Annotated in this window: 11 protein-coding genes; 4 read left to right on the top strand and 7 right to left on the bottom strand. The window is 64.1% G+C overall.

Features of this window, described 5'->3' with window-relative positions; genetic code table 11:
* Positions 1 to 14 precede the first annotated feature (14 nt).
* Together ubiA and HNO82_RS17910 are read left to right on the top strand one after the other, a co-directional pair.
* On the top strand, positions 15 to 869 hold the full coding sequence (gene ubiA / locus HNO82_RS17905; protein WP_175344632.1) for a 4-hydroxybenzoate octaprenyltransferase: 855 nt from the start codon (positions 15 to 17) through the stop codon (positions 867 to 869).
* Positions 870 to 933: 64 nt separating this feature from the next.
* Positions 934 to 1,593, top strand: a complete 660-nt coding sequence (locus HNO82_RS17910) for a thiopurine S-methyltransferase (protein WP_175344633.1) — start codon at positions 934 to 936, stop codon at positions 1,591 to 1,593.
* Positions 1,594 to 1,605: 12 nt separating this feature from the next.
* Here HNO82_RS17910 and HNO82_RS17915 read toward each other — a convergent pair whose 3' ends face one another.
* From HNO82_RS17915 to HNO82_RS17930, 4 genes are all read right to left on the bottom strand, one after another.
* On the bottom strand, positions 1,606 to 1,833 hold the full coding sequence (locus HNO82_RS17915) for a hypothetical protein (RefSeq protein ID WP_175344634.1): 228 nt from the start codon (positions 1,831 to 1,833) through the stop codon (positions 1,606 to 1,608).
* A 51-nt stretch (positions 1,834 to 1,884) separates the two neighbouring features.
* Positions 1,885 to 2,646 (bottom strand): peptidoglycan DD-metalloendopeptidase family protein, encoded by a 762-nt coding sequence (locus HNO82_RS17920; protein ID WP_008331815.1) that lies wholly within the window; start codon positions 2,644 to 2,646, stop codon positions 1,885 to 1,887.
* The gene (gene proC / locus HNO82_RS17925; protein WP_008331817.1) at positions 2,646 to 3,458 is read right to left on the bottom strand and encodes a pyrroline-5-carboxylate reductase; all 813 of its coding nucleotides are present in this window, start codon (positions 3,456 to 3,458) and stop codon (positions 2,646 to 2,648) included. Before proC ends, HNO82_RS17920 begins: the two co-directional genes overlap by 1 nt.
* Positions 3,459 to 3,521: 63 nt before the next feature.
* The gene (locus HNO82_RS17930) at positions 3,522 to 4,223 is read right to left on the bottom strand and encodes a YggS family pyridoxal phosphate-dependent enzyme (RefSeq protein ID WP_008331819.1); all 702 of its coding nucleotides are present in this window, start codon (positions 4,221 to 4,223) and stop codon (positions 3,522 to 3,524) included.
* Between the two features lie 73 nt (positions 4,224 to 4,296).
* Here HNO82_RS17930 and HNO82_RS17935 point away from each other — a divergent pair, with 73 nt between their 5' ends.
* Entirely contained in the window at positions 4,297 to 5,325 is a 1,029-nt protein-coding gene (locus HNO82_RS17935; protein ID WP_175344635.1) for a type IV pilus twitching motility protein PilT, read from the top strand.
* Positions 5,326 to 5,408: 83 nt separating this feature from the next.
* Positions 5,409 to 5,894 (top strand): glutathione peroxidase, encoded by a 486-nt coding sequence (locus HNO82_RS17940; protein WP_175344636.1) that lies wholly within the window; start codon positions 5,409 to 5,411, stop codon positions 5,892 to 5,894.
* A 13-nt stretch (positions 5,895 to 5,907) separates the two neighbouring features.
* Here HNO82_RS17940 and HNO82_RS17945 read toward each other — a convergent pair whose 3' ends face one another.
* The 3 genes from HNO82_RS17945 to HNO82_RS22125 all read right to left on the bottom strand — a co-directional run.
* Positions 5,908 to 6,756 (bottom strand): phosphate/phosphite/phosphonate ABC transporter substrate-binding protein, encoded by an 849-nt coding sequence (locus tag HNO82_RS17945; RefSeq protein ID WP_488927796.1) that lies wholly within the window; start codon positions 6,754 to 6,756, stop codon positions 5,908 to 5,910.
* 44 nt (positions 6,757 to 6,800) lie between these two features.
* Positions 6,801 to 9,086 (bottom strand): bifunctional diguanylate cyclase/phosphodiesterase, encoded by a 2,286-nt coding sequence (locus HNO82_RS17950; protein WP_175344638.1) that lies wholly within the window; start codon positions 9,084 to 9,086, stop codon positions 6,801 to 6,803.
* Positions 9,087 to 9,269: 183 nt separating this feature from the next.
* On the bottom strand, positions 9,270 to 9,472 hold a 203-nt coding region (locus HNO82_RS22125), incomplete at its 5' end, for a hypothetical protein (RefSeq protein ID WP_217509958.1).

The raw sequence follows: 9,472 nt of genomic DNA on the forward strand, positions 1-9,472 counted from the left end.
TTTGCGGACATTCCATGGACAGGCTCAGGCTTTACGCGCTGCTGGTGCGCGCCCACAAACCCATCGGCATCCTGCTCTTGTTGTGGCCCACCCTGATTGCCCTGTGGCTGGCGGCGGGCGGTGTGCCCGACTGGCGCATCCTGGTGATCTACGTGCTGGGCACGGTGCTGATGCGTTCGGCCGGCTGTGCCATCAACGACTACGCCGACCGCGACTTCGACCGCCATGTGAAGCGCACCGAACAACGTCCCCTGACCTCCGGCAAGATCAAGTCGTGGGAAGCCCTGATGGTGGCCGGTGTGCTGGCGCTGCTCTCGTTCCTGCTGATCCTGCCGCTCAATTCCTTGACGCTGCAGCTGTCGGTGGCGGCGGTCATCATCGCGGGCAGCTATCCGTATTTCAAGCGTTTCTTCGCCATCCCCCAGGCCTATCTGGGCATTGCCTTCGGCTTTGGCATTCCCATGGGCTTTGCCAGCGTGAGCGGCACGGTACCGCTGGCAGCCTGGGTCCTGCTGGTGGCCAACATCTTCTGGGCGGTGGCCTATGACACCGAGTATGCGATGGTGGACCGCGATGACGACCTCAAGATCGGCATCAAGACCTCGGCCATCACCTTTGGCCGCTACGATGTCGCCGCGGTCATGCTGTGCTACGGGGTGGCGCTGGCACTGATCTGGGTGGTCGGCCTGCAATACGGACTGGGGCTGTGGTTCTCGGCAGGGATGCTGGTGGCCTGCGGCTTTGCGGTGTATCACTACACGCTCATCCGCGAGCGCGACCGCATGCGCTGCTTCGCAGCCTTCAACAACAACAACTGGTTGGGCGCGGCCATCTTCGCCGGTGTCGCGCTGGATTACCTGATGCACTGATGCACTGATGTCCTCACGCACGCCAGGCGGTGACACTGTCTGGCCCAACAACAAAGGAGACGAGATGGAAGCGGAATTCTGGCTGGAACGCTGGCGCGACGGGCGGACACATTTTCACCAGGCGCGAGTGACGCCATTGCTGCAGAAGTACTGGCCGCAGCTGTCCCTGAGCGCGGGCAGCACGGTGCTGGTTCCCCTGTGCGGCAAATCGCTGGACATGCTGTGGCTGGCCGAACAGGGTCACCGTGTGCTGGGCGTGGAACTGTCGGAACTGGCCATCACGCAATTCTTCAGCGAGCACCAGTTGACGCCGGTGGTGCATGAAAGCAGGCAAGGCCGGCACTACGTGGCGGGCCAGATCGAACTGATCTGCGGCGACATCTTCGCGCTGGAAGACGCCACGCTGGCCGCCTGTGCCGGCGCCTACGACCGGGCGGCCCTGATCGCCCTGCCGCCGGAGATGCGCGCGCGTTACGTCGCGCAGATCTATGGACGCCTGCCGGCGCAGGCACGCAGCCTGTTGATCACGCTGGAATACGACCAGCAGAAGATGGACGGCCCGCCATTCTCGGTGAGCCAGGAAGAAGTCGCCACCCTGTACGCCCCGCACAGCGCGGTCGAGGCAATTGACCGGCGCGACATCCTGGAGAAGGAACCCAGGTTCCTGGAGCGCGGCCTGCAGGCGCTGGAAACGGTGGTTTATCGCCTGCAACGCCAGCGCTGAGGCCCTTTTCGCTCACACCTCAGCCGTGGTCCGCACCACCGTCACCCGGCTGATGAAGAATTCCCCGTCCACCACCACGCGAAACGGCACCCCGGCCACATTGAAGCCAGGGCCGCCCTCGTCGTCCCAGACCTGGGCTACGGCATCGAAGTCGCGCGGGGTCATCTGCAGCATCTGTGCGCTGATGACGAAGGTGGCGCCGGCCTTCTGCCGGCGCACGATGTCTTCCAGTTTGGCCATGTGGATTCCTGATTCTGTCCTGCGTTGCGGCGCCAAGCGCCGGCGCCGGTCTCAGCGCGCCGGCAGCAGCGCCATCACGTTGACCGGCTTGCCGTTGCGGCGGATTTCAAAATACAGCTTGACCTTGTTGGTGTCGCTGTTGCCCATGGTGGCGATCTGCTGGCCACGCGTGACCATCTGGCCTTCCTTGACCGTGATCGTCGCATTGTGCGCATACACCGACAGCAGCTGCGGTGTGTGCTTGATGATCACCATGTTGCCGTAGCCGCGAATGCCGTGACCGGCATAGGTGACCTTGCCGGCCGCCGCCGCCACCACCGGCTGCCCCTGGCTGCCGACGATGTCGATGCCCTTCTTGTAGCTGTCGGCACTGGGCGCGGACTTGCCCTGGGTGGGCCACATCCAGTCCAGTCGGGCATCGGCCGGGGCCGGTGCATCGTCCTCCTCATGCGACTTTGACGATGGTTTGGCCGCCGGCCTGCCGGTACTCTTGCGCGAGGCGCTGGCGGCGCCAGGCGAGGATGCCGTCGGCCGCGGCGTCTGCCCGGCACCGGTGCGGGCGACCACGCCGACCGGCGGACGCACCAGCAGGCGCTGGCCGACATCCAGATCATCGGGATTGCGCAGGCGGTTCCAGGCCCGCAGGTTGGCCGGGCTCTGGTCGAAGTCGCGACCGATGCTGTAGAGCGTGTCACCTCGCCTGACCGTGTAATAGCCATCGCTGTCGGCCGTGGAAGCGCAGCCGGAGAGCAGCAGGGTCGAGACCAGCGGCAAGGCCGCCAGCGCACCGAGGAAGCGGTAAGCCTGTCCCATCAGGCCTTGCCGAATTCGTCGCCCAGCTCCTTGCTGCGGTGGGCGGCGGCTTGCAGGGCATCGACGATGGCCGCCTTCACGCCCGCTTGCTCCAGGCTGGTCAATGCAGCATAGGTGGTACCGCCCTTGGAAGTGACGCGCTCGCGCAGCGTGGCCACCGATTCATCGGAACGGCGCGCCAGTTCGGTAGCGCCGGCAAAGGTGGCCTTGGCCAGTTGCAGGCCGTCTTGCGCGGACAGGCCCAACTGGGCGGCGGCCTGCTCCATCGCTTCGAGGAAATAGAACACGTAGGCCGGACCACTGCCCGACACGGCTGTCACCGCATCGAGCTTTTCTTCGCTGTCGAGCCACAGGGTTTCGCCCACGGCCTTGAGGATGGAATCGGCCTGCGCGCGCTGCAGGGTCGAGACCTGCGCATGCGGCACCACGCCGGAAATGCCACGGCCGATCAGGGCCGGAGTGTTGGGCATGGCGCGCACGATGGCCTGATGACCATCCAGCCAGCGCGACAGGTCCACCATGCGGATGCCCGCGGCAATCGAGACGATCAGCTGGGCAGCGATGAAGGGCTTGAGACTGGCCACCACCTCGCGCATCTGCTGCGGCTTGACCGCCAGCACCACCACATCCGCATGGGCGATGCTGCCATCGATGGACTGCGCGGTGCTCACGCCAAACTTGTCCTTGAGCGCCTGCAGCGCATCGGCATTGAGGTCGACCACGTGGATGTCTTCTGCTGCGGCGACCTTGCCGGCCAGTCCGCCGATCAAGGCCGCTGCCATGTTGCCGCCGCCGATAAACGCAATCTTCACTTCTGCTCCTTGTGTCTTGTGTGAGGCTGATGATGATGGGTTGAAAACTTCATACGGGCTGTTTCACCCGTAATGCCGCGCCCCGAAAATGGCGCTGCCGATACGCACGATGGTGGCCCCTTCGGCCACTGCCGCGGCCAGATCGGCCGACATGCCCATGGACAGAGTATCGAGCGCCAGTCCGCTGGTGCGCAATTGTTCATAGAGCCCCCGAACCGCAGCAAAGGCGGCGCGCTGTTGCTTCATATCGTCGCTGGGGGCCGGTATCGCCATCAGCCCGCGCAGACGCAAGCGAGGCAGTTGCGCCACCTGGGCCGCGACCTCGGGCAACTCCTGCGGACTCAGGCCGCTCTTGCTCTGTTCGGCACTGATGTTGACCTGCAGACAAATATCCAGCGGTGCCAGTTCCGCCGGTCGCTGCTCGGACAGGCGCTGCGCGATCTTGAGCCGGTCCACCGAATGCACCCAATCGAAGTGCTCGGCGATGGGCCGGGTCTTGTTGCTCTGAATGGGACCGATGAAATGCCAGGCCAGCGGCGTATCCGGTACCAGAGTCGGCAGCGCGGCGATCTTGTCGAGCGCTTCCTGCAGATAATTCTCACCGAAGGCACGCTGGCCGGCCGCGACCGCTTCGGCCACCGCCTCCGGACCAAAGGTCTTGGAGACCGCCAGCAGCTGGACCGAGGAGGGTGAGCGCCCGGCCTGGCTGGCCGCCTGGGCGATCTGTTGTTGCACGTGTTGCAAGTGTTGAGCGATTGACGACATAATCCGGGAGCCGGAAGGGGCGAGCCTGCAGGGAGATAACGATATTGTTGGTCCAACCTTGCCGGGATTATAAATGGACATTGCCACCCTACTGGCATTTGCCGTCAGGAATCAAGCTTCCGATCTGCATCTTTGTGCCGGGCTGGCCCCTCTGCTGCGGGTCCATGGGGCGATTCGGCGCATCAATCTGCAGCCGCTGGATGGCCCGCAACTGACGCAGGCCCTGCTGGCGGTGATGCCGGCGTCGCTGCAAGCGCAGTATCGCGCCGGTGCCGATTGCGATTTCGCGCTGACGCTGGCCGGACTGGGCCGCTTTCGCGTTCACGCCTTCCGGCAGCAACGCGGTCCGGCGGCGGCCATTCGTCCGCTGGGCCAACAGCCGCCCGCACTGGCCGAGCTGGATGCACCGGCCTGCTGCGCCGACCTGGCCGGGCGCGCGCACGGCCTGGTGCTGGTGAGCGGACCGACCGGATCGGGCAAGAGCAGCACCCTGGCGGCCATGGTCCGGCTCATCAATGAGACGCGCCCGGTCCATATCCTCACGCTCGAAGATCCCATCGAATTCCTGCATGCGCCGTGCCGCGCGCTGGTGACCCAGCGCGAAATCGGTACCCATGTCCCCAGCTTTGCGCAGGCCCTGCGCGCGGCCTTGCGCGAGGATCCGGATGTCCTGCTGGTGGGCGAACTGCGTGATACGCCCACCATCCGCCTGGCGCTGAGTGCGGCCGAAACCGGTCATCTGGTCCTGGCCACGCTGCATGCCGCCTCCGCCGCCCGCGCGGTCGACCGTATCATCGATGCCTTCCCCGAAGGTGAAAAGGACACCGCTCGCGGCCTGCTGGCCGAGGCATTGCAGGCAGTGATCGCCCAGATCCTGCTGCCGGACATCACCGGCGCTGCGCGGGTGGCGGCCCATGAGGTGCTGGTGGCCACGGCGGCGGTGCGCAATCTGATCCGCGAAGGACGCAGCGCGCAACTGCTCTCGGCCATGCAGGCCGGTGCCGCGCAGGGCATGCAGACGCTGCAGGCCAGCCTGGCCCTGCTGCTGCAACAGGACCGCATCAGCGCGGCAACGGCGCGGGAACAGGGCCTGTCGGCCTGAGCCCGCCCGGACGCTCACAAGCAGGCGCGGGCGCTGCGGTTTAGAATGGCGGCCACAACGATGCTAGCCCCGAGGAACAGTCCATGACCACTCTCTACGATTTCCAGCCCAAGCGGGCCGACCAGACGCCCTTTTCCCTGGAACAGCTGCGCGGCAAGGTGCTGCTCATCGTCAATACCGCCAGCAAATGCGGCTTCACCCCGCAATACAACGGCCTGGAAGCCATCCACCGTCAGTTCCACCCACGCGGACTGGAAGTGATGGCCTTCCCCTGCAACCAGTTCGGCGCGCAGGAGCCCGGCAATGCCGAGGAAATCGGCGCCTTCTGCGAAAAGAATTACGGTGTGAGCTTTCCCCTGTTTGCCAAGATCGATGTCAATGGCGAACAGGCCGATCCGCTGTACCAGTACCTGAAGAAGGAAGCCCCGGGTCTCTTGGGCAGCAAGGCCATCAAGTGGAATTTCACCAAGTTCCTGGTACGCCGCGATGGCAGCGTCTTCAAGCGCTACGCGCCGCAGACCCGTCCCGAGGAAATGATTTCCGATATCGAAACACTGTTGGCCGAATAAGTCCGTCCGTCTTTCAGGGCAGCGCGCGGATGATCTGGTAGGCCGCGTCGTGCACCGGCACGAAATGCGTGGCGCGCAGGCTGTCCAGGGTCAGCTTCACGCGCAGCGCGTTCTTGTCCAGGAACACCTCGCGGATCTTCTTGCGGATATCGGCGCACAGCTGGCCGCGATAGACGAAGGGATCGAAGGGAATCGCCCCCGAGCGCCACAGCACGCGTACATCGCTTTTTCTGAGCTGGCCGTCGCTGATCATGCGCGAGAGATTGGTGCTGGCCACAAAGGCCGCATCGGCATTGTGGTTCAACACGGCCATGACGGATCGCTCATGATTGCCGGAATAGCCGATGCGCGAGAAATAGCGCTCGAACTGCAGCTTGTACTGGCGCGCAAACAGATGGCGCGGGATCAGCGCGCCCGAGGTACTGTCCGGATCGGCCAGCGCCAGTACCCGGCCCTTGAGCGAGGCCACGCTGTCATAGGGCCCCTGCTGGCGCGTGATGAGCAGCGAGTAATACACCGATGACACCCCGCCCTGCGCAGCGAAATTGGGCTCCACCTGCTCCATCGAGGCAAAGGGCGTAATCTGCGGATCGCCCTTGTGTGCCGTCACGTAGGAGGCCGGCCCCAGCCGCGCCACATCGACGGCACCGGCCATGAGTCCCTCGATGACACCGCCGTAGGAAGTGGGGATGATCACGTCCACCGGCATCTTCAGGCGTTCGCGCAATTCGTCCACCAGCGGACTGAGCGCCGTCTGCTGGTCGAGGTCGCGGCCCTGCGGCACGAAGGAGAAGCGCAGCCGCTGCGGCCGTTCGCAGGCCGCGCGAGCGCCGGCCAGGACCGGTGCCGCGGGCAGCAGCATGCAGGCCGCACCTGCGGCCAGCACCAGGGTGGCGAAGTGGGTCTTCATGAGATATCGAACCTGCCTTTCTGCAAGAGCGGCACCAGTTGCGCGGCCGCGACCGGACGCTGCAGATAGAAGCCCTGCACTTCGTCGCAGCCCATCAGTTTGAGGTGCATCAGTTGCTCGCGCGTCTCCACGCCCTCGGCCACCACCTTCAGTCCGAGATTGCGCGCCAGCGAGACGGTGGAAGCGACGATCATGCCGTCGCTGTTGTCGTTGCGGATGTCACGCACGAAGGAGCGATCGATCTTCAGCGCCACCACCGGCAGCGCCTTGATATGACTGAGACTGGAATAGCCCGTGCCATAGTCATCCAGATAGATGCGCAGCCCTTCGTCGCGCAGCTTTTCCAGGGTCTGGCGCGCCTGCTCCAGGTCGGCAATGAAACAGCTTTCGGTGACCTCGATCTCCAGCCACTGCGCACTGAGCTGGTGGCGCTGCAAGGCTTCGCGCACGGTCGCAATGAGGCGTTCATCATTGAGCTGCTTGGCCGACACGTTGATGGCCACCGGCACCAGGGGCAGGCCATCGGCGCGCCATTGCGCCAGCTGGCGGCATACGGCTTCGATGATCCAGTGGCCCAGCGGCTGCACCAGGTCATGGGTCTCGGCCAGGCCGATGAATTCGCCCGGATAGATCAGACCGTGCTCGGGATGCTGCCAGCGGATCAGGGCTTCCATGCCGACCACGCGATAGTCCTGCAACTCGACCTTGGGTTGATAGTGCAGGCAGAATTCGTTTTCCTTGAGCGCCTGGCGAAAGCGCCCCAGCAACTCCAGCCCGCGCACCGCAATCGCATTGAGCGAGGCATCGTAGAAGCGGTACAGGCCGCTGCCGGCGTTCTTGGCGCTGTACATGGCCGAATCGGCGTTGGTCATCAGGGTGGCGATGTTCTGGCCATCGCGAGGGTAGAGGGCGATGCCGATGCTGGGCGTGGTTTCCACATCGCAGCCCAGCAGATCGGGATAGGGAGCGCGCAGGGTTTCAACCAGCTTGTCGGCGATCTCGGCGACGACTTCCTCGCTGCGGATTTCCGAGACCAGCACCACGAATTCATCCCCGCCCAGGCGCGCCACCAGGTCGTATTCGCGCACGGCTGCGCGCAGCCGACGCGCCACTTCCTGCAGCAGCGCATCGCCCACGGCATGACCGAGGGTATCGTTGATGAGCTTGAACTTGTCCAGGTCGAGAAAGAACAGCGCATACAGATTGCGGCTGCGACGCGCCCGCGAAAGTTCGGTGGTGGCCAGTTCGTAGAACAGCATGCGATTGGGAATGCCGGTCAGGTAGTCATGCGAGGCCAACTGGTAGGCGCGACTCTTTTCCTCTTCAAGCTGCTGGATCAGGCCGCTCTTCTCCCGTTCGGAATAGCGCAGTTGCTCGTAGAGGAAGCGGCGCCGGTGGGCCATGCCGATCAGACCGCCCGAGAGGACCAGCACCAGCATGGAAATCAGGATGGCCTGCAAGACATACTGCCGGTGCGCCGGCCACAGCTTGCCCAGCAGCACCTGCTGGTCGCGGCTGACCACCACCGCCAGCGGATAATGCGCCAGCCGCCGCTGCACGCCGACATGCTGGGCGACATCGCCCGGACGTAGTGCATGGATGAGTCCGTCACCCTTGCCGGTCAGCAGGAAGGTGGCGTATTCTTGGCCGGCGTAATCGGAGCCGCCCGAGAGGATGCCTCCGGCCAGCTCGGCCAGCTGCAGCCCGGCGGTGTTGATGATCTCGATGCGGCTGGAGCCGTCCACGCTGACTTCTTCGTAGGTCTTGAGGAAATAACCGAGATCGAGAATGGCCGCGAAGAAGCCCTGTAGCCTGCCCTTGCCGTCCTGCAAGGGGATGAGCAGCGGCACGCGCCAGCTGTAGCCATCGCGGTTCAGGGGCGGCGTGATGATCATCTGACCGTGTTCGCCGGTGCTGGTGAGCGTGCTCATGAATCCGGCATTGATGAGACGACTCAGTTCTGGCTCGCTCTTCTGTCGTGCCGAGGAATAGACCAGCCGTCCGCGCGCATCGAACATGGCCACGCGCAGATAGGCAGAATCGCCATTGAAGAGGGGATTGAAATAGGCCGACGAGGATTGCTCGCCATTGAGCATGGACTGCCCGATGCGCGAATACAGCAGGATCTTGCCCAGTACCTCATCCAGATTGGCCGAGACGATGGCAGCCACGTTGCGGCTGTCGGCGATGGATGCGGCGATGGCCAGCTGCTTTTCGTTCTCGATGCGGATGAGGGTGAAGTACCACAGCAGCGACAGCGCCCCGGCAGCGAGCAGCACCATTCCCGCCGACACGCCCCTGCCCGCGAGCAGTCTGGTCAGCGGCCCTTGCGGCTCGAACGATAACGGCTTACGCAATCCCCACTCGCTTGATTGTGGCGCCTTGAGTGACGCCTTCGCTTGTCCCTTTATGATCCGGCGAGGGTAACGGGCATTTATTTCAAGTGAATGACAAGCGCACGAGCATTAAGAGAAATTTAATGCTGGCCAGCGCGCCGCGGGGAGCGCACTGATCTGGGCCCAGGAAGGAGGCGAATGATTTATAGAACCCATTTCATCAATAGGCGTGAGTGCGAGCGAGTCCCGTTTGGGATGAAGTGCAAGGCGCGAATTCGGGTCAAGACTGGGCGTCTTGACCCAAATTCGTAACGCAGCAATTCGCCCAAACG

Source organism: Herbaspirillum sp. C9C3 (assembly GCF_013359625.1).
In the GTDB taxonomy this organism is placed as follows: Bacteria; Pseudomonadota; Gammaproteobacteria; order Burkholderiales; family Burkholderiaceae_D; genus Herbaspirillum.

What these genes read in the sequence shown, in the direction of transcription:
- HNO82_RS17910 (WP_175344633.1), top strand. Translation starts at nt 934, where the DNA reads ATGGAAGCGGAATTCTGGCTGGAACGCTGGCGCGACGGGCGGACACAT.
- ubiA (WP_175344632.1), top strand. Translation starts at nt 15, where the DNA reads ATGGACAGGCTCAGGCTTTACGCGCTGCTGGTGCGCGCCCACAAACCC.
- HNO82_RS17950 (WP_175344638.1), bottom strand. Translation starts at nt 9,086, where the DNA reads ATGGTGCTGCTCGCTGCCGGGGCGCTGTCGCTGCTGTGGTACTTCACC.
- HNO82_RS17920 (WP_008331815.1), bottom strand. Translation starts at nt 2,646, where the DNA reads ATGGGACAGGCTTACCGCTTCCTCGGTGCGCTGGCGGCCTTGCCGCTG.
- HNO82_RS17930 (WP_008331819.1), bottom strand. Translation starts at nt 4,223, where the DNA reads ATGTCGTCAATCGCTCAACACTTGCAACACGTGCAACAACAGATCGCC.
- HNO82_RS17940 (WP_175344636.1), top strand. Translation starts at nt 5,409, where the DNA reads ATGACCACTCTCTACGATTTCCAGCCCAAGCGGGCCGACCAGACGCCC.
- HNO82_RS17915 (WP_175344634.1), bottom strand. Translation starts at nt 1,833, where the DNA reads ATGGCCAAACTGGAAGACATCGTGCGCCGGCAGAAGGCCGGCGCCACC.
- HNO82_RS17935 (WP_175344635.1), top strand. Translation starts at nt 4,297, where the DNA reads ATGGACATTGCCACCCTACTGGCATTTGCCGTCAGGAATCAAGCTTCC.
- HNO82_RS17945 (WP_488927796.1), bottom strand. Translation starts at nt 6,756, where the DNA reads ATGCTGCTGCCCGCGGCACCGGTCCTGGCCGGCGCTCGCGCGGCCTGC.